30 protein-coding genes are annotated in these 19,317 nt (G+C 70.7%); 24 read left to right on the plus strand and 6 right to left on the minus strand.

The window, feature by feature from the left end; genetic code table 11:
• Positions 1 to 22: 22 nt before the first annotated feature.
• From OO60_RS39875 to OO60_RS39890, 4 genes are read left to right on the plus strand one after another with little or no spacing between them, the layout of a single operon-like run.
• Positions 23 to 271, plus strand: a complete 249-nt coding sequence (locus tag OO60_RS39875) for a hypothetical protein (protein ID WP_003087087.1) — start codon at positions 23 to 25, stop codon at positions 269 to 271.
• Positions 268 to 675 carry a hypothetical protein gene (locus OO60_RS39880; protein ID WP_003087089.1) on the plus strand — a complete coding sequence of 136 codons (408 nt, stop codon included), beginning with the start codon at positions 268 to 270 and terminating at the stop codon, positions 673 to 675. Before OO60_RS39875 ends, OO60_RS39880 begins: the two co-directional genes overlap by 4 nt.
• On the plus strand, positions 672 to 1,565 hold the full coding sequence (locus OO60_RS39885) for a hypothetical protein (protein ID WP_155848911.1): 894 nt from the start codon (positions 672 to 674) through the stop codon (positions 1,563 to 1,565). Before OO60_RS39880 ends, OO60_RS39885 begins: the two co-directional genes overlap by 4 nt.
• A 5-nt stretch (positions 1,566 to 1,570) precedes the next feature.
• The gene (locus OO60_RS39890) at positions 1,571 to 1,927 is read left to right on the plus strand and encodes a hypothetical protein (protein ID WP_003087095.1); all 357 of its coding nucleotides are present in this window, start codon (positions 1,571 to 1,573) and stop codon (positions 1,925 to 1,927) included.
• 75 nt (positions 1,928 to 2,002) lie between these two features.
• Here OO60_RS39890 and OO60_RS39895 read toward each other — a convergent pair whose 3' ends face one another.
• The 6 genes from OO60_RS39895 to OO60_RS39910 all read right to left on the minus strand — a co-directional run bounded on the left by OO60_RS39895 (position 2,003) and on the right by OO60_RS39910 (position 3,934).
• A complete protein-coding gene (locus OO60_RS39895) occupies positions 2,003 to 2,260 on the minus strand; it encodes a hypothetical protein (RefSeq protein WP_003087099.1) in 258 nt (85 codons plus the stop codon).
• 185 nt (positions 2,261 to 2,445) lie between these two features.
• Entirely contained in the window at positions 2,446 to 2,676 is a 231-nt protein-coding gene (locus tag OO60_RS47005) for an anti-sigma-D factor RsdA (protein ID WP_338059666.1), read from the minus strand.
• A complete protein-coding gene (locus OO60_RS47010; RefSeq protein ID WP_162146224.1) occupies positions 2,610 to 2,750 on the minus strand; it encodes a hypothetical protein in 141 nt (46 codons plus the stop codon). Before OO60_RS47010 ends, OO60_RS47005 begins: the two co-directional genes overlap by 67 nt.
• Positions 2,747 to 3,148, minus strand: a complete 402-nt coding sequence (locus OO60_RS39900; RefSeq protein WP_003087103.1) for a hypothetical protein — start codon at positions 3,146 to 3,148, stop codon at positions 2,747 to 2,749. Before OO60_RS39900 ends, OO60_RS47010 begins: the two co-directional genes overlap by 4 nt.
• A 159-nt stretch (positions 3,149 to 3,307) precedes the next feature.
• Positions 3,308 to 3,502 (minus strand): hypothetical protein, encoded by a 195-nt coding sequence (locus OO60_RS39905; protein WP_003087106.1) that lies wholly within the window; start codon positions 3,500 to 3,502, stop codon positions 3,308 to 3,310.
• 192 nt (positions 3,503 to 3,694) lie between these two features.
• On the minus strand, positions 3,695 to 3,934 hold the full coding sequence (locus OO60_RS39910) for a hypothetical protein (protein ID WP_003087107.1): 240 nt from the start codon (positions 3,932 to 3,934) through the stop codon (positions 3,695 to 3,697).
• Between the two features lie 102 nt (positions 3,935 to 4,036).
• On the opposite strand from OO60_RS39910, the gene OO60_RS46800 reads away from it, so the two are divergent.
• From OO60_RS46800 to OO60_RS40005, 20 genes are all read left to right on the plus strand, one after another.
• Positions 4,037 to 4,237, plus strand: coding sequence for a hypothetical protein (locus OO60_RS46800; RefSeq protein WP_039910817.1), 201 nt, complete (start codon positions 4,037 to 4,039; stop codon positions 4,235 to 4,237).
• A complete protein-coding gene (locus OO60_RS39915) occupies positions 4,230 to 4,670 on the plus strand; it encodes a hypothetical protein (protein ID WP_003087108.1) in 441 nt (146 codons plus the stop codon). Before OO60_RS46800 ends, OO60_RS39915 begins: the two co-directional genes overlap by 8 nt.
• A 105-nt stretch (positions 4,671 to 4,775) precedes the next feature.
• Positions 4,776 to 5,027, plus strand: a complete 252-nt coding sequence (locus OO60_RS39920) for a hypothetical protein (protein WP_003087109.1) — start codon at positions 4,776 to 4,778, stop codon at positions 5,025 to 5,027.
• On the plus strand, positions 5,024 to 5,221 hold the full coding sequence (locus OO60_RS39925; RefSeq protein ID WP_003087111.1) for a hypothetical protein: 198 nt from the start codon (positions 5,024 to 5,026) through the stop codon (positions 5,219 to 5,221). Before OO60_RS39920 ends, OO60_RS39925 begins: the two co-directional genes overlap by 4 nt.
• Before the next feature lie 163 nt (positions 5,222 to 5,384).
• Complete coding sequence (locus OO60_RS39930; RefSeq protein ID WP_003087112.1) at positions 5,385 to 5,609, plus strand: hypothetical protein; 225 nt, start codon at positions 5,385 to 5,387, stop codon at positions 5,607 to 5,609.
• A 94-nt stretch (positions 5,610 to 5,703) separates the two neighbouring features.
• A complete protein-coding gene (locus OO60_RS39935; protein ID WP_003087114.1) occupies positions 5,704 to 6,210 on the plus strand; it encodes a hypothetical protein in 507 nt (168 codons plus the stop codon).
• Positions 6,211 to 6,212: 2 nt separating this feature from the next.
• Positions 6,213 to 6,941, plus strand: a complete 729-nt coding sequence (locus OO60_RS39940) for a hypothetical protein (RefSeq protein WP_003087117.1) — start codon at positions 6,213 to 6,215, stop codon at positions 6,939 to 6,941.
• Positions 6,904 to 8,418 carry a hypothetical protein gene (locus OO60_RS39945; protein ID WP_003087120.1) on the plus strand — a complete coding sequence of 505 codons (1,515 nt, stop codon included), beginning with the start codon at positions 6,904 to 6,906 and terminating at the stop codon, positions 8,416 to 8,418. Before OO60_RS39940 ends, OO60_RS39945 begins: the two co-directional genes overlap by 38 nt.
• Positions 8,418 to 11,219, plus strand: coding sequence for a minor capsid protein (locus OO60_RS39950; RefSeq protein ID WP_003087123.1), 2,802 nt, complete (start codon positions 8,418 to 8,420; stop codon positions 11,217 to 11,219). The genes OO60_RS39945 and OO60_RS39950 overlap by 1 nt, the downstream gene beginning before the upstream one ends.
• A complete protein-coding gene (locus OO60_RS39955; protein ID WP_003087126.1) occupies positions 11,216 to 12,451 on the plus strand; it encodes a hypothetical protein in 1,236 nt (411 codons plus the stop codon). Before OO60_RS39950 ends, OO60_RS39955 begins: the two co-directional genes overlap by 4 nt.
• Positions 12,452 to 12,468: 17 nt before the next feature.
• On the plus strand, positions 12,469 to 14,109 hold the full coding sequence (locus tag OO60_RS39960) for a hypothetical protein (protein ID WP_003087129.1): 1,641 nt from the start codon (positions 12,469 to 12,471) through the stop codon (positions 14,107 to 14,109).
• Positions 14,110 to 14,262: 153 nt separating this feature from the next.
• Positions 14,263 to 14,592: a hypothetical protein gene (locus OO60_RS39965; protein WP_003087131.1), complete on the plus strand. Its 330-nt coding sequence runs from the start codon at positions 14,263 to 14,265 to the stop codon at positions 14,590 to 14,592.
• Positions 14,592 to 14,843: a hypothetical protein gene (locus OO60_RS39970; RefSeq protein WP_003087134.1), complete on the plus strand. Its 252-nt coding sequence runs from the start codon at positions 14,592 to 14,594 to the stop codon at positions 14,841 to 14,843. The genes OO60_RS39965 and OO60_RS39970 overlap by 1 nt, the downstream gene beginning before the upstream one ends.
• Positions 14,844 to 14,845: 2 nt before the next feature.
• Complete coding sequence (locus OO60_RS39975; protein WP_033263324.1) at positions 14,846 to 15,166, plus strand: SAP domain-containing protein; 321 nt, start codon at positions 14,846 to 14,848, stop codon at positions 15,164 to 15,166.
• Between the two features lie 24 nt (positions 15,167 to 15,190).
• Positions 15,191 to 16,084, plus strand: a complete 894-nt coding sequence (locus OO60_RS39980; protein WP_003087141.1) for a hypothetical protein — start codon at positions 15,191 to 15,193, stop codon at positions 16,082 to 16,084.
• Complete coding sequence (locus OO60_RS39985) at positions 16,074 to 16,601, plus strand: hypothetical protein (RefSeq protein ID WP_003087144.1); 528 nt, start codon at positions 16,074 to 16,076, stop codon at positions 16,599 to 16,601. The genes OO60_RS39980 and OO60_RS39985 overlap by 11 nt, the downstream gene beginning before the upstream one ends.
• A gap of 11 nt (positions 16,602 to 16,612) precedes the next feature.
• Positions 16,613 to 16,885: a hypothetical protein gene (locus tag OO60_RS39990; RefSeq protein WP_033263325.1), complete on the plus strand. Its 273-nt coding sequence runs from the start codon at positions 16,613 to 16,615 to the stop codon at positions 16,883 to 16,885.
• A 2-nt stretch (positions 16,886 to 16,887) separates the two neighbouring features.
• Complete coding sequence (locus OO60_RS39995) at positions 16,888 to 18,153, plus strand: hypothetical protein (protein WP_003087149.1); 1,266 nt, start codon at positions 16,888 to 16,890, stop codon at positions 18,151 to 18,153.
• A gap of 47 nt (positions 18,154 to 18,200) precedes the next feature.
• Positions 18,201 to 18,623, plus strand: coding sequence for a hypothetical protein (locus OO60_RS40000; protein ID WP_003087152.1), 423 nt, complete (start codon positions 18,201 to 18,203; stop codon positions 18,621 to 18,623).
• Positions 18,624 to 18,863: 240 nt separating this feature from the next.
• Positions 18,864 to 19,307 carry a hypothetical protein gene (locus OO60_RS40005; RefSeq protein WP_003087155.1) on the plus strand — a complete coding sequence of 148 codons (444 nt, stop codon included), beginning with the start codon at positions 18,864 to 18,866 and terminating at the stop codon, positions 19,305 to 19,307.
• The last annotated feature ends 10 nt before the right edge of the window (positions 19,308 to 19,317 follow it).

A 19,317-nucleotide genomic window follows, 5' to 3' on the forward strand; every position in this document is an offset into this window, starting at 1 on the left:
ACCGATCCGCCTGGAGAACCCCATGCCCGACACCAAACCCCGACGCACCGCCGCCAACCGCGACTTCGAACTGCTCGACGCCGCCCGCCGCGGACAACTCACCTGCACCCGCGACCACGACCTCAACCCCACCTACCGAGGACCGTTCCCCATCACCGAACCCGACCGCGCAGCGATCATGCGGCTCGTCCTGCGGGGCGCTTTGCGGTACGAGCAGGCGGGGTCGCACGGCTTCGGTGTCGGCCGGCTGCTACCCCGGGGCGCCCGGTGACGCCGAAGCGGCGGACGGGCACCGGCCGCGCCGCCGTCGACCACATCGCCGCCGGCCTCACCGACGCGCTCTCCACGCTCTCGAAGGTCACCACCGCGCAGGCCGCGATCGCCGAGGTCGCCCGCGGCGACGTCGCGAAGGCCACTGCGCTGCTCGACCGGCTCGACGACCAGCTGCTCGACGCGATCGCCGACGCCGCGGCCACGCTGCAGCACCTGGCAGCGACCGTCCACTGCGTGTGCGGCGGCCGCCGCTGGGTCAACGACGAGAACTGGTCGCCGGCGTACCCCGAGCTGTGGCGCGGCGAGCGCTCGCCCGGCGACGGCCTCGTGCCATGCGGGAACTGCAACTTCGGCGGCTGGGACGTCGATCCCGTCGAGGTGCAAGAAGGGAAGTCACCATGAACCCGCGACCATGCGTGTTCGACCACCTCCGAGGCGACGAGCAGGCCATCGCCGCCCCCGGTCTGCTGGTCTGCCACCGCTGCAGCAGCCAGATCCGCGCCGCCGTCGACTACCTCGGCCGCATCTACGACGGGCTGCAGGACGTCGACGAACTCACCCCAGGCGGCCACCCGGACGGCGCCGGAAGCAACACCGTGCCAGGCCCGCGCTCACCCGCGGTCGACGCGCTGCTCGTCCACTCGGACCCGCGGTCCTTCGCCGACGTCGGCGACCACCCGGCCGCTCTTGCCACGATTGCCGGCTGGGCCCGGTTCATCCGTGAGGAGCGCGCCCACGACCTCGCGCCGGCCCAGCTGCGCGCCACCGTCCCGGCCGGCCGAATCTCGATGGAGCGAGAGCTGGCCACGATTCGGTTCCACTGGGACTGGCTGATGAGCCTGCCGATCGTGCTGCGCCTCGAAGCCGAAGTGAACGAGCTGATCACCGGCCTGGAACTGGTGCGCCGCCTCAACCCGCCCCCGATCCGGATCGGCAAATGCCCCGTCGTCACCGCGATCGAGCCGCTCCCGGACGGCGGCGAGCTGCCGCTGCTGTGCGGCACGTCGTTGCGTGTCCGCCCCGACGACGTCGAGGTCCGGTGCCGCAGCTGCCACACCGTGTGGCCACGGGCCCGCTGGCACGAGCTCGGCGACCCGTGGGCCGACTACCCCCACCTGTCCGCCGAGCTCGGCGTCACGCTCGGCACGCTGAAGCGATGGGCCTCGACGGACGGCTGGCGCTCGAAACGCTCGGCCACCTCGGGCACCGGCGTCCGGCGGCTGTTCCTGCGCGCGGACGCGCTGGCCTCGTACGAGCGGTACCGCGGCCCGTTGCTCGGCCAGGCAGGATGACCGCCATGGCCGAGGACCCCCGGATCGAGCAGTACGAACGCGAACGCGCGGACGCGATCGAGCTGGCGCACCGTGCGATGCTCACCTCGTACATCGGCGCACCGCCGCCCGGCCTACGCGGCGATGCTGACCGCATGGTGGCCGCGTTGATCAACGCGGGGTGGACACCGCCGTCCGAGCCGGCCACGGAACACGCCGAGCAGTACACAAGCGGCGCCATGCTGGTCCGCAACCCCGCGCCCGAGGTTGAGCGCGTGTATCCGCTGACGCAGTGGATCCAGGACCAGCAGCGGCACGGCGGCCGGATCTTCAAGCGCCGCGTGATCGTCGTCGACGACTGGACCGAGGTCCCGCGGGCGTAGTCTGCGGCCCGCGGATGCGCTCCGCACGAAGGGCCCCGGCGGAGTGCCGGGGCCCTTCGCCAACGACGGACCAGCTCACCCGCCCGAAGCAGCCGCCTGCTCGAACGCGTCGTTGAGCGACATCACCTCGACCTGCGCACCGCTCAGCACGTTGATCACGCCCTGCACCTTCGCGTTCAGCGCGTCCGCTCCGGCCGTCGACCCGAGCGTGCTGCAGGCCGTGTTCACAGCGTCCGTCAGGATGTCGATGGCCTGCGTGACGCCGGCGACCGCCTCACCGACGCGTGCCGTAAGACCGCGGACGGTTTCCGCGTTCTCCTGCGTGGTACCCAAAACGTTCTCCTCTGACTGCCCCGGGGGAATGGCCCGGCGGATGTGCTGACGGCGTGGCTCCGCGCGGATATCACGTCCATTGTGGAGCATCGGCGAACGCCGAAGATGACGCGTGACGGGGAGCCCTCGTCAGCCCGGTCTCGATCCCGGGGACGCCCGCGCCTCCCGGCGCAGAACGTTTCGGCTCAGCGGTTGGATAGCTCGTGGCCGGCGGAGTGCTCGCCGCGGAGCAGCTGGCGCTCGAAGTCGCGGACCGGCTGCGAGTCGATGTCCCGCCGCCAGGCCGCGAGCATCGCGGACAGTAGCTGGTCGACCTCGTCCAGGGCGGTCACCGGTTCGTCCTGGGCGCTCACTGGCGCCGCCCGGTCAGGAACACGGCCAAGGCCAAGGCGCAGGCGGCCGGGACGACCAGGCACCACCAGCCGGTGTCCCAGAGCCACGTCCACGTCGTGGCGATGATGTCGACGATGTGCTGCAGCACCGCGATCACTCGCCCTCGACGGAGACGCCGCGACGGCGCAGCTCGTCGATCACGATCTTGCGGTTCGCCTCGGCCTGCTCCTGCGCGATGCCGCACACCGCGGCGACCTCCAGGAAGTCCGACAGCATGCCCTGCAGGTCTTCGCTGGTCATCGAGCGGGCGACGTTCTCGCGGCGCGCGCGGGTGTGGCGCTCGGCGACGATGTTGGCCAGCTGCTGACGTCGTCCCGCGTCCGTCTCGGCCTGCCCGCCCGGGTACGCCGCCTCGTCGACCGTCGGCGGGTTTTCGAGGCAGCGCACGAGCACGTCGGCCGCGTGGCGCAGCGCGACGTCGGGGAAGGACGTGAGGTACGCGACGGCGCCGGGCCGAGCGGTGAAGCCGTAGGTGGTGCTGGGAAACTCAGGCACGGTGGTGTCCTTTCTGGACGGTGCGGCGTGGGCGAGAGACGAAATATCTTGCGAGAAAACCTCTTGCCGTGGCGGCGAGGTGAGCGCCCTCCCGGGACTCGAACGCCGGGTGTCTGCCTGCAGGGCGGAACGGGTGGCCCCCGGCCGGGGGCCGGGCGGCTAGGCCGCCCGGCGGGCCATCTCGGCGAGGATCAGTTCCCGGTACTCCCGCCATTCCTGCTTGCGCTCTTCGAACCGGGGGCCGTGGAAGAGGGGGTGGTTGCGGCGGATCATCCAGTCGGCGTAGTCCAAGTCTTCCTGGAGGCTTTCGACGGTGCCGGTGGTGAGGGATTCGGCGATCTCTTCGTCTCGCATTTGGTTCCTCCGGGGGTTTCGCTCTCTTGCTGATGTAATAACTATAGCACGGGTGTAGCCACACCAACAATAGGGAACCGAGAAATTCCCCGGAGAAATTCCGGCGAACGCTCAGGCGGCGGCCAGCAGCTGCGCCGCGCCGAGGTTCTGCGAGAGGTGACGCCCCGGCCGAGTGGCCGGGGCGAAGGGCTGTCAGGCGGCGATGCGCTCGGCAGCCTGCTCGATCGTCAGGCGCTCCGTGGAGCGGTCGACGTTGACGAAGCGGGCGGCGGTCTTGAGGTCCCAGCCCACCGCGTACACCTGCACCATGTGGCCGTTGATCACGCGCTGGCTCGTCTGGTAGACGGTGCCCGAGGCGTCGCACTTGCCCGGGGCGGCTTCCGCGCGAACGAACAGGGCTTCGATGTCGGCGGTGTGGGCGGTGGTGGTCATCGGGTCCTCCGTGGTTCTTGGTGTGACTACACCTTACCTAGGTGTGGCTACACCGGTCAAGTACTCCAATCGGGTGTTGCCACACCGTGGTACCGTCACCCCATGCCGAACCAACGCGCCGAGGGACTCGTCATGGTCCGCGTCTGGGCCCCCGAAGACCTCTGGACCAACGCCAAATCCATCGCCACCGCCAGCGGCATCGACGGCAGCAAAGCCGTCCTCGCCTTCCTCCGCTGGTACACCGGCGAACCCGGCGCGCAGCTCCCGGAGCCCGCCACACGCAAGGAGCCCGACCGTGCCTGACCAAGCCACCGCTTACACGCCATGCGGCCTCGACCTCACCGGCCTCCGCGCCGGCCAGCTCGTCAGCTACCAAGGCGTCCTCTACGACGTCGAACGCCTCGAAGTCCGCGAGACGCTCGGCGGCCGCAACCGCGACACCGGCGCCCCGATCATGAACGAGACCAAGGTCGAGCTGCGCCTGCTCCGGGCCCGCTGGACCGACGAACCGTGGATCGAAACACCGACCGACGTCCTCGCGCTGCCGGACTTCAGCGACCGGCGCGTGACGCCGGTGATCAACGGGCAGGCGTACTACCTGCATTCGCTGGACCTGCGCGGCGCCTACATCACCGGCGTCCGCGGCAGCTTCTCCGGCGTGGCTCCCAAGCCGGAGCAGATCGACGTCGAGCTCATCCGGAGCCCGCCGGGTGACCGGAGGCCCGACCGTGCCTGACCCCCCGACCTGCTCGAAGTGCGGCAACGCGCCCGCCGGCTCCGGCGGCATCCTCTGCCCGTCGTGCTTCGCGACCATCGCAGCCAAGCGACTCCCGGAGGCACCGTGACCACCGATCCGACCGTGTGGAAGATCGCCATCCGGGACGACATCCGCGCCCGCATGGTCACCAACCCCGACCCGTACTGGGCCAAGACCGAGTCCGAAAAGGACTGGCTGCTGAGCAACATGATCAAGCGGCCGCGGGAGGACTACGACGTCGTCGAGGTCCTCGGCCCGATCGACCGCGCGATCGACGACGAGCAGGAGCGGTGGGAGCGCGTGCGCGCCGAGCTCCGGAACGGAGGACGGCCGTGACCGCGGACCCGGGGCCGTTCGGAGAACCGCGGCCGTTCGTTGCGGAGCCGTGCGGCTACTGGCGCACCGAAGCCACCATCCGCTACGTGGACGGCCGCGAGGTGGCCTGGACCGAGGTCGTGCTCGGCGACTCGGCCGACGATCCGCGGGCCGAACTCGTCAGCCTCGCCGTGACCTGCGACGACACGGCTTGATCACCCTGCTTGCCGCCTGACCAGCAGCGAACGTATATTTCCGATCGTGGGTGCGGTGTCGAAACCGCCCCGCGGACCCCGCCGAGGCGAGCACCTCGGCCTTACCCCCGGTGAGCCCCTGCTCCCGGGGGTTTCTTCATGCCACCGGGAAGGACGTAACCCGATGACCCTCGACCTCGCCAACGACTGGCGCGACCGCCACCCCGGCACCCAGCACTTCGGCGGCCTCTTCGCCTACGGGCCCGAGCTGACGGCCGGTCTCAGGAAGCTCGTCGAGGCGAAGGACTGCTTCGTCCGCGTCGCCGTGGCCAAGGCCGAGGACACCAAGCGCGCCGCCGAGCTGGCCGAGCACGGCGTCGAGCACCTCGACCTCGGCGGCCAGCCGTGATCTTCCTCGTGCTCACCGCCGTGCCGCTCGTCGCCATCGCGGTCGCTGACCTCCGCCGCGGTGTGCGGCCCTTCACCCGCCTGGGAGGTGGCCGATGATCGAGATCACCGTCAAGCTCCGCTCCAAGGTCGGTCCGGACGGCCGCGGCCAGTTCCAGCCCACCAGCTTCACCGAGTGGATCGGCCGCCGCGTCGAGGTCACCGGCCTCGACCCCGCCCTGCACCACGTGCTCAAGGCCGTCGAGAACACCGAAGACGGCGCCACCAGCACCCTGACCATCGAGAGCCACGCCGAGCAGGGCCCGGACATCACCGCCGACCTCTCCGTCCGCTGGGACACCCCCACCAGCGAGGTCCGCGCGCACGTCGACGGCGAGCACCTCGTCACCGCCCGCCTCGACGCGCCGCTGCAGCCCGGCCAGACTGTCCGCGCCGGCGACCAGCTCTACACCGTCGCCGACGTCTCCCACCCCGCCCGTCAGGACGACGGCACGACGGACGGCCCGGACTACCAGCACGTCGAGCTCACGCCGATCGAGGAGCCGCCGCCGGTGCGGGACCTCGGCGCGTCCGCGTTCGGCGCGCTGCTGGCTGGCGGCTGACGATGCCCAGGAAGCCCGGCCGCCCGGAGAAGCGTCCCTGCGCCGGCCGCAGCACCAGCACCGGCCAGCCGTGCAAGAACTCGGCGATCAGGGGCGGCACGGTCTGCACCGTCCACGGCGGCCGTGCCCCGCAGGTCGCGGCCAAGGCCGCCGTGCGGGCCGAGCTGGAGAACTGGGGACTCGGCGACACCAACGTCGACCCTGGCGAGGTCCTGCTCAAGCTGGTTTCGCAGTCCGCGGCGCGGGCCGAGCGGTACGCGCGGCTCCTCGAGGAGGCGTACGACGCGGCCGAGCGGCTGAAGACCGCGCACGAGGCCGAGCTGCTGCTCGTCGAGGACGAGCCGGACGGTTGGGACGACGAGGAACGGCCGGAACGGGCCGCGACGCAGGCCGCGCGCGCGGACCTGCGCCGGATCTTCTCCGTCGGCGGGGTCGCCGCGCTGGTCGGCCACACCTACGACAGCTCGAAGGACGGCGGGATCTACGCCACCGGTGAGCAGATCCGCGGCCTGGCCGACCTCGAGGCCAAGGAGCGCGACCGGTGCGCGAACTTCGCCGCGAAGGCCGTCGCCGCCGGCCTCGCCACCCGGCAGGTCGAGCTGGCCGAGCGGCAGGGCGCGCTCGTCGCGCAGCTGGTGCTGGCCGTGTTCGACGAGCTGGGCCTCACCGACGAGCAGCGGGAGGCGGCGCCCGATGTCCTCGAACGCCACCTCCGCCTGGTCGCGAGCTGACGTAGCGGCCGGCCTGTCCGCGGTCGAGCAGCTGCGCGCCGCGAACACCGCGCGTCGGCTCGCCCGGGACGGCGGAGAGTGGACGCGGGAGCGGCTCGGTGAGCACCTGTGGTCGATGCAGGTGCAGGCGCTCGACTCCATCCGGGACAACCGGTTCACCGCGGTGCAGGCGTGCCACGGCCCGGGGAAGTCGCGGATGGCCAGCCGGGCGGCGGCGTGGTGGATGGAGACCCACCCGCCCGGCACGGCCCGGGTCGTCACGACCGCGCCGACCGGCGACCAGGTGAAGGCGATCCTCTGGTCGGAGATCAACAACGCGGCGTCGACCGCCGAAGCCCGCGGCGAACCGTTCCGCGGCCGGATCAACGAAACCGAGTGGAAGATCGGCAAGCAGCTGCTCGCCTTCGGCCGCAAGCCGTCCGACTACAACCCGCACGCCTTCCAGGGCATCCACGCCCGCTACGTCCTCGTCATCATCGACGAGGCGTGCGGCGTGGTGAAGCAGTTCTGGACCGCCGCCCGCGCGCTGACCACCGGCGAGCACTGCCGGATCCTCGCGATCGGCAACCCCGACGACCCGAACAGCGAGTTCGCGCGGGTGTGCGCGTCGGACCGCTGGAACGTCATCAAGATCAGCGCGTTCGACACCCCGAACTTCACCGGCGAGTGGGTGCCCGACGAGCTGCGCGAGGTCCTGGTCGGACCGTCCTACGTGGAGGACATGCGCCGCGAGTTCGGCGAGGACTCCCCGATCTACTCCGCGAAGGTGCTCGGAGAGTTCCCGCTCGACTCCGACGACGGCGTCGTCCGCTACAGCTCGCTCAAGGCCTGTTCCGCGCCGGAGCCGATCCCGCGGACCGATGCCGAACTACTGCCCGTCGAGCTCGGCGTCGACCTCGGCGCCGGCGGGGACGAGACGGTGATCCAGGAGCGCCGCGGGATGGTCGTCGGCCGGACGTGGTCGCTGCGGACGACGGACGCGATGGTCGCGGTCGGCCACGTCCTGCGCGCGGTCGAGGAGACCGGGGCCACGTCGGTGAAGCTCGACGTGATCGGGATCGGCTGGGGCGTCCACGGGCGCCTCGTCGAGCTGAAGGGGCAGGGGAAGCTGGACTGCTCGGTGATCGGCGTGAACGTGTCGGAGACCAGTGACCACCCGGAGAAGTACGCGCGGCTGCGCTCCCAGATCTGGTGGGAGGTCGGCCGGCGCCTGACCGAGGACCGCGGGATCGACTTCTCCGGCCTCGACGAGCAGCGCCGCGACAAGCTGTTCGCGCAGCTGGCCGCCCCGAAATACACCCTCGACTCGTCGGGCCGGATCGTCGTCGAACCCAAGCCCGACACGAAGAAGCGGCTCGGCCGCTCGCCGGACCAGGCCGACGCGCTGCTGCTGGCCTTCTACCGACCGCACGGCGGCGCCGGTGACGCACTCGACTGGCTCAAGGCCACCAAGACCGCACAGACAGGGGGACGCTGATGCCCGCACGACGTCCCGGCCGGATCATCCCGCGCACCGTGACGCGCCGCGTCGCCGCGCGGCCGCTCTCCGTCGAGAAGAGCCTCCCGGCCGGCCTGACCGGCAACCTCGCCGGCGGGGTGCGGGACATGGCGGCGCAAGTCGCCGTGGCCACCCAGCAGCAGCTGCAGCACCTCGGCGAGCAGACCCCGATGCCGCGCGACACCTTTCCGTACGCATTCGGGCCCGGAACGCCGCTGTACCCGTCGCCGCTGGACCCGGTGCGCGCCGACACGGGCCGCGCGGAGCCGCGGATCTACGAGTACCCGGTCTCCTGGAACCTCCCCGGCACCAGCACACGGTTGGTGCCATGGCAGGTGCTGCGCCGCGCGTCGAACATCGGCGTGATCCGGGACTGCATCCGGATCCGCAAGAACGAGATCGTCTCGCTCAAGTGGGACATCTCGGTGTCCCAGGACGCCGTCGAGGCCGCGCAGCGCGACGCGCCCGGCAAGTCCCGCGCGGACATCGAGCAGGACCTGCAGGCCCGGCTAGCACCGGAGCGCGCCCGGATCACCGCGTTCTGGAAGAAGCCCGACAAGGGCAACGGCTACGACTTCGGCGCGTGGATGATGCAGGCCCTCGAGGAGCACCTCGTCCTGGACGCGCTGGCGATCTACCCGCGGTACACCCTCGGCGGGGACCTGTACTCGCTGGAGGTGCTCGACGGGTCGACGATCAAGCCGCTGCTCGACAACCGCGGCGGCCGGCCGCTGCCCCCGTACCCGGCGTACCAGCAGATCCTGTACGGCTTCCCGCGCGGGGAGTACACGGCCGACACCGACACCGACGACGACGGCACCCAGCTGACCGGCGGCTACGACGCGGACCAACTGATCTACCTGCGCCGCGAGGTGCGTACCTTCTCGCCGTACGGGCTGTCCGCCGTCGAGCAGTCCCTGACGGACGTCGACCTGTGGATGAAGCGCATGGCGTGGATGCGCGCCGAGTACACCGACGGCGTCATGCCCGCCGGCTGGATGAAGAACGACGGCTCGTCCGGCTGGACCCCGCAGCAGACGCTGGAGTACGAGCGGTTCTTCAACGACATCTACGCCGGCCAGACCGACGAGCGGCAGCGGTTCCGGATGCTGCCGCCGGGTGTCGAGCCGGTCGAGGGCCGCAACGGCGCGGACGAGAAGTACAAGCCCGACTACGACCTGCACCTGCTCAAGCTCGTGGTGGCGCACTTCGACATGTCCATCGCGGAGCTGGGGTTCACCGAGGCGAAGGGCCTCGGCTCCTCCGGCTACCACGAGGGCCAGGAGGCCGCGCAGCAGCGCAAGGGCACCCGCCCGGACCTGGAGTGGATGGCCGGGATCATCTCGGACATCTCTCGGACGCATCTGGCGATGCCGGCCGAGCTGGAGTTCAAGTGGCTCGGCCTGGACCAGGAGGACGAGGCGTCGGCGGACACCCTGAACCGGGCCCGTGTGGACGGTGCGGGGATGACGCTGAACGAGTGGCGGGACGAGCTGGGGCGTCCGCGGTACTCGTTCCCCGAGGCGGACATGCCGATGATCGTCAGCAGCCGCGGCGGGATCGTGTTCCTCGACGGCGCTTCGAAGCTGGAGCCCGCGGGGGTGGTGATCCAGCCGCCGACCAAGGCGCCGGACGCGCCGGGAGAGCCCGGCGACAAGCTGGAAGCGGACGACGAGCAGGACACCGAGGACGGTGAAGAGACCGCCCCGGCGGCGGCCGGCGCGGCGAAGGAAGCCGAGAAGGCCGCCTACCGGCGCTTCACCGCCAAGGGGCCCCGCGCCCGCGAGTTCCAGTGGAAGCACCACACTCCGGCCGAAGTCGCTGCGCTGACGAAGGCAGGTGGTGGCGGCCCAAAAGCCCGAACCGGCCAGACCTGGGCCGGGTGGACGAAGGACGAGGAAACCGCGGCCTACTGGGCAGTACGCCTGTCCCGGGATTTGCGTGGAGCGACTGACACCCAGGCGCTCGCCGACGCCTGGGCCACTGCCCGCGGCCTCGCCAAGTCCACGACGGACGACCGGTCGAACCCGGCGAACATCGCCGACGCCCGGATCTGGCTCTCCACCCAGGGCGTGCCTCCGGCGCTGCGCAACGTCCTGACCGAGGTGCTGCACGGCATCTGGACCGACGGCCACTACGTCGGCGACCGGTCCGCGGTGTGGGTCCTGCGGGACGCCATCGTGTCTACGGCCGAGGCCACCGGAGTGGCGCTGCCGGTCCAGGCGGCCGGGCACGCCGCGGCCGGACTGAAGATCGACTGGGCCGGGTGGACACCGGGCGACACCGACGCCGCACGAGCCCTCCTCGACGGCGGCCTCGACCGGCTGCTCGAGCAGGCCGGGGTGACGATCAACTCGGTGCTGGCCGGCCGTCTCGACGCGCTCGCGGAGATCCTCGCCGACGGCATCACCGGCGGCCTGGCGCCGGACACCATCGCGCGCGGCCTCGACGAGGTCCTGGCGGACTCGAAGTGGGCGTCGCTGGTCGCGGAGACCGAGACGTCGCGGGCGATCAACTTCGCGACGCAGGGCCGGTACCTCAACGCCGGGATCACCGCGAACACGTGGATGACCGCCGCGGACCAGCGGGTGTGCCCCGCGTGCATGGAGAACGAGGACGCCGGGCCGGTGTCGATTGGCCAGTCCTTCCCGAGCGGGGCGTCTGGGCCGCCGGGGCATCCGCGGTGCCGGTGCGCGCTCGCCCCGGACGTGCAATCGATCGCCGACATCGCTTGGCCGACGCTCGCCGACGAGCTGAACCCGACAGGAGCAGCATCATGACCACGACCACCACGGTCTACGCCGAGATCGTCAAGGCCGAGCGGAACGAGGACGGCGACCTCGTGGTCGTCGGCAAGGCCACCGGCCCGGACCTCGACCTCGACCAGCAGATCTGCGACCCGGCGTGGCTGGGCAAGGCCATGCCGACCTGGTTCTCGACCGGGGCGAACATCCGCGAGCAGCACTCGTCGATCGCCGCGGGCGTCGGCACCGAGCTGGAGCAGTCCGGCGACTCGTGGATGGTCACCGCGCTGGTCGTCGACAAGGGCTCGGCCGAGAAGGTGGAGAAGAAGGTCCTGAAGGGCTACTCCATCGGGATCTCGAACCCGCGGGTGGTGAAGGACGCGGCGGCGCCGGGTGGCCGGATCGTCGGCGGCGACATCGTGGAGGTGTCGCTGGTGGACCGGCCGTGCAATCCGACGGCGATGCTCAGCCTGGCGAAGGCGGCGAAGCCGGGCATGACGGTGAAGGCGTCCGCGTTCGACCGCGAGCACGGCCTCGTGAAGACCGAGGAGTTCGTCGAACTCTCCGAGCAGCCGGCCGCCGACGAGCAGGACCGGGCGGCCGAGATTCCCTCAAATGAGGGTCCCGACGAGACTGAGCAGGCGGCAGAGCCGGACACGACCGCGGCCGCCGCGGCCGCCGCCGAGCTGAAGGCCCTGCTCCCGAACCTGACGAAGTCGACGTCCGAAGAGGACATCGCGTCGGCGCAGGACGCCATCGCGATCATCGGCCGGATCATCGTCTCCGAAGCCGAGTCGCTCGCCGCCGGCAACCTTTCCGACGCCTGCGACATCGACGAACTGCTGTGCGCAGTCCGGGCGCTCAAGTGGTTCATGATGATGGAGGCCGAGGAGGATCTCGAGGGCGACGCGATGGTCACCATCGGGCTCGCCGACCTCCCGGACACCACGAAGACCTCCGCGCCCGCGGTCGAGAAGACCGTGGGCGCGGATGACCTCACCGCCCTGGTGAAGGCAGCAGTCACAGAGGCCACACGGGCTTCCGAAGAGCGCATGAAGGCGCTGGAGGCCGAACTGGCGAAGGTGAAGGCACTTCCCGCGCCCGGTGGACCCGTTCTGACGCGCACCGCGCAGGACACCCAGAAAGCCGCGTCCAAGGACGCCGCTCTGGAGAAGGCAGCCCACTACCGACGCATGGCCGACGCGACCACCGACCTGAAGGCCCGGCAGGGCTACCTCGAAATGGCCGCCGCGCTCGACGCGTCCTAGAGCAAAGGAAAATCCCGATGCCGACCGCAGTTCCCTCCCCCACGGAGATGTTCTCCGACGCCACCACGGCGACCGAAGTCGCGACCCGGTTCGAGGACTACAAGGCCACCCTCGCCAAGTCCCACACCGGCGCGGAGCACGACATCTTCGACCCGAGCACGAAGACGATCGTCAAGGGCGCCCGCGCCGCGAACGCCACCGCCGAGCACATCGCGAACATCACCAAGTCCGTCCCCTCCGAGGTGCTCGCCTCGATCCAGGGCGAACTCGACGCCCTCAAGGCCGTCGAGGCCGACCTGGCCAAGGACTGGACGCTCACCAACCCGAACGCCACCGGCCTGGTGCCCTACGACCTGGAGGCGCCGGCGAAGCTGCTCGTGCCGCGGCTCACGCCGCTGCGCAACGTGATCCCGCGGGAGAAGGGGCAGGGCACCGCCAGGCAGTTCAAGCGGATCACCGGCTGGTCGAACTCCGGTGTCGGCGGTGTCGCCGACCAGTCGGCGTTCATGAACAGCGACACGGTGCAGACGTCGTTCGGGTCGCTGGCGCTGCGCCGCGGCGCGAAGATCGCCTACGCCTCGGACAACAAGTCCGTGATCTACAAGGAACAGAGCCTGTCGGACCAGGTGAACTGGTCCGCGCAGTTCGCCGGGCAGGGCTTCCAGGACATCCGCAGCCTGTCCCAGACGGCGCTGCTGTGGGCAACGTTCGGCGCCGAAGAGCGCTCGCTGCTCTACGGCCGTGGCACCGACACCGGCTTCGTCGGCGCCGTCTCCGCCCCCGTCATCAGCTCCTCGACCGCGACGACGGGCGGGACCATCGCGGCCGGCACGTACGCGATCGTGGTCACCGCGAAGACCGGCTTCGGTGAGACCGCGGTGTCGAACAACCCGTCCCAGGTCACCACAGGTGCCACGTCGACGATCACCGTCAACGTCACCACGGAGCCGGCCGGGTCGCTCGGCGTGTACAACCTGTACGTCTCCCAGGCGGGCGGCGCGGTGGGCACGGCGACGTTCCAGACCCAGTTCGTCGGCAACACGATCACCATCACGGCGCCGCCGTCGAACACCGGCGCGGTCAACCCGGGTGCGACGAACACCTCCGCGTCGGCCGCGGCCTACGACGGGTTCCTCACCGTCCAGGCCGACCCGAACCAGACCGGCTACTTCAAGCGCCTCAACGCCGCCCTCTCCACGGTGAACCCGGGCGCCGAGTTCCAGGCCGCGTTCCTGTCGCTCTACCAGAGCGTGAAGGCCGACCCGGACGACGTCCTGTGCGACGCCAGCGTGATGAAGGAGGTCGGCGACCTCCTCAAGACCGCGTCGTCGGCGAACTACCGGCTCAACCTCAACGGCGACGGCCACGGCCACTTCCTCGGCACCAGCATCACCGGCATCGAGAACCAGGTGACCAAGAAGATGGTCAACCTGGACGTGCACCCGTACATGCCGCAGGGCAACGCCCTGATCCGCTCGCGGACGCTCCCGGTCCCGGACTCGGAGGTCAACGCGACCGCCGCGGTCATCGGCCCGCAGGACTACATGGCGGTCGACTGGCCGGTCGTGCAGTTCACGTACGACCAGAGCACGTACATGTACAACGCGCTCGTGCATTACGCCCCGGGCTGGTCCGGGCTGATCAGCAACATCCTCTGACCCTCTCCCCGGAGGGAAACCCCGGGCGGCGGCGCGTTCCCTTAGCGCGCCAACGCGTCGCCGTCTGGGTCCCTTTTGCCGCGCTCCTCGGCGGCAGCGCCTCGTCACCGCTGCCGCCGAGGTCCTCGCGACCGTCCACCTTGGAGCATGATCATGGCGAAAGACCCTGTCGTCCTCGCGTCCCCGCTCACGCACGGCTCCCGCTTCCAGACCGAGACGGTCGCCGGACGGCTGACCGTCGCGACCCTGGGGGACAAGCTCACCGGCGCCGGAGTGGCCGCGGTGATGGCCGTGCTGAACACCTACTACGGGTCGACGCTGACCGCGGCGCAGCTGGCCGCGCTCAAGGGCGTCACCGGCGACAACTACGTCTTCGTCGGCGCGTGCGACGTGATCGCCGCGGTCGCGCCGGGCACCGAGGCGGCGCTCGGCGCGCTGCTGGTGACGGCGATGAAGACCGCGGGCAACACGGTGCCGGGCTGATGGACGGCGTCCGCGTCTGCGCGCCGGACGGCGCCGCCCGCCAAGTCGAGGTCAACGGGCGCCGGTACCACTCCCGTGACGGCGTCTACACCATGCGCCCGGCCGACGCGCGGATGCTGCGCGCCGCCGGCGGTTTCGCCCCGAACCTCGCCGCCGGGACGGTGCGCGGCGGCTACCGCTGCGAGTGCGGGTTCGGGTCCCACTTCAAGACGTGCGGCCGCTGCGGCCGCGAATGCGCGAAGGAGCAGTGACGATGGCCGAGTCGAACCGCGAAGAGGCGCAGGCCCTGTACGAGCAGATGACGGTGGTGGACCTGCAGGCCGAGCTCGGCGAGCGGACGCCGCCGCTGCCGAAGACCGGCACGAAGCCGGAGCTGGTGGCGCGGCTGCTCGACGCCGACTTCCCGCCGGCGACCCCGTCGCCGGACGAGGCCGAGCAGCCCGACGTCGCGCCGGACGCCGACCAGGCACCCGACGTCGAGGATGGCGAGCTGTGCGCCGTCTGCTGGCCCGACGGCTGGCCCAGCTCCGACACGAACAACGCCTCGTGCGAGCACGGCGTCTGGGACCGCTGACCCACCACAGAAGGGAGGTGCGCCGTGCTCACCCAGCCCTACGTCACGCCCGCCAGCTTCAAGGCGTACCCCACCTTCATCCCGCTCACCAACCTCCGCCCCGGCGACGTCGTCGCGGCGGACCAGGACGCGCAGCTGAACAACATGCTGCTCACCGCGTCCCAGTGGGCCGATGACCAGTGCGCGATGGGCACTCCCGGCGGCTCGATCTGCGCGCACGTCCAGGTCGACAATGTCCGGCTCCGGATCTCCCGGGCCGGGCGGATCTCCCACCACGCCGACCACTCCCCGGTCACCGCCCTCACCGGCCTGGCGATCGGGCCCTCGCCGGACTCCCTCACCGCGCTCACCGACCTGTCGAACCTGTGGATCGAGGACGGCGTCCAGATCGTCGGCTACCCCGCCGGCGCCGCGGCCCCGGCGATGAACGCGCTGCAGTTCGGGGCGCCGGTCACCTCCGGGGAGATCTACGCCCGCTGGACCTACGTCGCCGGGTTCGTCGCCACGCTGCTCGCCACCGCGGTGGCGGCCGGGGACGCCTCGTTCACGGTGACCGACCCGACCGGGATCGTCGCCGGCACCGTGCTGCGGGTGTGGGATCCCGGCGTCGAGGAAGCCGTCACCGTCGCACCCTCGTACGTGGCCGGGTCGACGACCGTCCCGATCGTCGGCGTGTTCGCGAAGGCGCACAACCCAACCGCGGCGGCGATCAGCGTCTCGAACCTGCCGACGACGGTGCGGCAGGCGGTCATCTTCTACACGATGGCGCTGCTGATGCGCCCGGACGAGGGCGTCGGCGACAGCTTCCCGGATTCGCGGGTGTCGCCGTCGATCCGCGCGGACGACTCCCGCAAGGACGGCTCGGGCCTGGTGACCGAAGCGATCCGGCTGCTGCAGGACTACAACCGTGTCCGCTAGCAGCGTCCTGAACGGACTGTGCACCTACTTCGGTGGCGCCTACGACGCGGACACCCGCACCTACCGGACTCCGCAGGTGGCCGGGCTCGGCGTGGTCCGCAAAGCGTTCGCGAAGGACGACGTCGGCGCTGACTACTACCTCGGCATGGCGACCGGCACTCCGTCGGGGAGCCAGCTGGTGGTGCAGCTGCCTGGCGGCGCCGAGCGGCGCGTGGCCAGCCCGGCGGTGAAGGGCTGGAAACGGGTCGAGCACCGCGTCGAGCTGCACTGCTTCCTGATCTCCTCCGCGCCGTTCGGGGAGGACGCGCAGGACGACGCCTACGCCCTCCGCGACGCCATGATCGCGAAGATCCACGCCGACCCTGCGTGCGGCAGCGGCGGCTTCGAGAACCTCGGCTTCCAGATCGGCGAGGGCGAGCTCCTCGAATGGGACCTGGCGCAGGCCGAGGCGAAAGCCGGGATCACCAAGGGCTATCTGCTGATCAAGACCATCGCTGTCGAGTACGTCCAGGCATGAAGGAGCGCGCGATGCCCGCGAAGAACACCAGCCCGGAACCGGCCGCCGACGCCCCGCCGCCGGAAGAGACCGCGGCGCCCGTCGAGACGTCCGGCGCCGACTCGGCCCCCGACGCCGAGCCGACGCCGGACCCGCCCGCCGCCCTGGAGCCGGGCCGATACCGGTTCACCGGCCCGTACGCGCAGACCTACATGAGCCCGCCCTCGTTCGTCGCCGAGCCCGGCGAAACCTACGACTGGCCCGCCGGACCGCCGGCTGACGGCCGCTGGATCAAGGAGAACTGACCATGCCCGCTGCCGTCGGCACCTTCGCCTCCGCCAAGCAGTTCGTCGGCATCGCCGTCGAGTCCGCGCCCGGCACGCCGGTCGCGATGACCACCACCATCGCGTGCGACAAGTTCGAGTGGGAAGACAAGCCGGTCTGGCTCGACGACACCGCGTGGACCGGGTCGATGGTCGGGACGCGCGGCAAGCAGGCCGGCGTCATCAAGACCGACTTCACGATGTCCGGGAACGTCTACGGCGACACCATCGGGTTCCTGCTCCGCAACATTTTGGGCGACGTCGCCTACACCGGCGGCACCAACGCCGGGTCGTCGACCACCACGACCGGCGCCCTCGTCGCCGGGACCACCACGGTCGTCCCGGTGACCTCGGCGACCGGCATCGTGCCCGGCACCGTGCTGGCCATCGACACCGCCGCGTCGCTCGAGCTGGTGACGGTGCTGTCGGTCGTGTCCCTGAACGTCACGATCACCGCGCCGGTCGCGAAGGCGCACACCTCCGGCGCGACGGTGCAGCCGGTGACCGCGCCGTTCAACTCGAAGTTCTCCGTCTACAACGGCGGCAACGGCCAGCCCGTCACGCACACCCTCACGCACTTCAGCGGTACGCCTACGGGTACGGGCGCGCGGGTGCTCCCATCGGCGTGCCTATCGGACTTGACGCTGAAGTGGAACGCGGAGACGGCGCTGTTCACCTACGAGGCGAAGGGCAGCAGCTGGCCGTCGCAGATCGCCGGCGCGGCGCCGACGGCGGCGCCGTCGACGGTGCCGCCGATCGCGGCGTGGCGGGTGACCATGGGCGTGGCGGGCCCGGCCTCGGGGGGCACGCTGGTGTCGGTGGCGACGGACGGCGAGATCTCGATCAAGCGGAAGCTCGATCCGATGTACACCGGCCAGAACTCGCAGAATCCGCTGATCATCCAGCGGGGCGAGGTCGATGTGACCGGGAAGGCGAAGTTCATCGCGGTCACCTCGTCGTTCACGACGTCGACGTCGGCGGAGCAGGCGTTCCTCTACATGATCAACAACACGCAGCCGCAAATGCAGCTGGTGCTCGACAACGGCGTCGCCGGGGCCGGGGACATCAAGCACACCATCAACCACCAGTCGTGCGCGATCACCGCCTCGAAACTCGACGGCGGCAAGGACGCGATCATGTGGGACACCGAGTTCCAGGGCATCCCCACCACGACCGACGCCGGTGTGTCGGGCGGCATCTCGCCGATCGCCTACACCCTCGCCAACGCGGTTCCCCCGCAGACCTACTGACCCTGCAACGGTTTTCACCCTTCGATGACGGGATTGGAGTAGTCCACATGGCACAGAAACGGTTGGAACTGCCTTCGGGTGGCTGGGTCGAGCTGAAGGACCCGAACTTCCTGCGCGGCAAGGACCGCGACGCGCTGATCCGGCAGCTCAACGGCGGCAAGAACGGCAAGATCGACGTCAACGACCCGGACGCGACGATGGACGCGGGCCTGCGGGCCGTGAAGATCATGGCCGGGATCATGATCACGGCGTGGTCGCTGCCGTACGAGCCGGACCCGGCGGACGACGGCACCCCGCGGTCCTGGGTGCTGCCGTCGGTGGACTACACCATCATGGACGAACTGCTCGCCTCCGACGTCGTCCTGATCGAAGAGGAACTGAAGGTGGCGCAACGGGTCCTGATGCCGCAGAAGCCGTCGCCCGATCAGCACGCGGACCCGGAGTCCCCTTCTGGGCCCGAGAGCGCGTAAGGGCGCGTCTCTCGGGCGCATGGAACGGCCAGGAGATCCCCGAGCCCGACACCGTCGAGAAACGGCTGTGGGATTCGGCGTTCTCCGATTTCTGGTGGCTGGAACGGTTCGGCCTCGAACCCGACCGCGTCCGCGCGTTGCCGCTCAACACGCGGGACCGGGTCCCGCTCATCGCCGCCGAGGCAGATCGCATCGCCGAAGCCGAGATGAAGAAGAGCAGCCGGTGAAGGGGGTGGCCCGGTGCCCGTCGTGCTGCGCGTCACCGGGCTCGACGAGCTCCGGGCCTCCCTCGTCGCCTCGATCGGCCGCGCCGACGAGCTGACCCGCGTCGCCACGGTGACCGGGCTCGGCCTCATCGAGACGTCGATCAAGGAGCAGCTGCGCAAGAGTAGCCACCAGAAAGGCACCCCCACCCCCGCCGCCCCCGGGCAGCCCCCGTCGCTGATCACAGGGAACCTGATGCGGTCGATGGCGCTGCGGGGCCCGGTCGGCGGTGACGGCCGCTACGCCGGCGCGGTCGGCCCCACCGCCGTGTACAGCCGGATCCAGGAGCTCGGCGGCGTCTGCGGCCGCAACCGGACGGTCCGGCTCCCGACGCGCCCGTACGTCACGCCCGGCGCCGAAGAGGCCATCCCCAAGGTCCACGCCACGTTCATCGCCGCCTGGTCCGGGATCTTCGCGTGAGGGGAGGCCA

It is taken from the genome of Amycolatopsis vancoresmycina (genome assembly GCF_000716785.1).
GTDB classification, from domain to species: Bacteria; Actinomycetota; Actinomycetes; order Mycobacteriales; family Pseudonocardiaceae; genus Amycolatopsis; species Amycolatopsis vancoresmycina.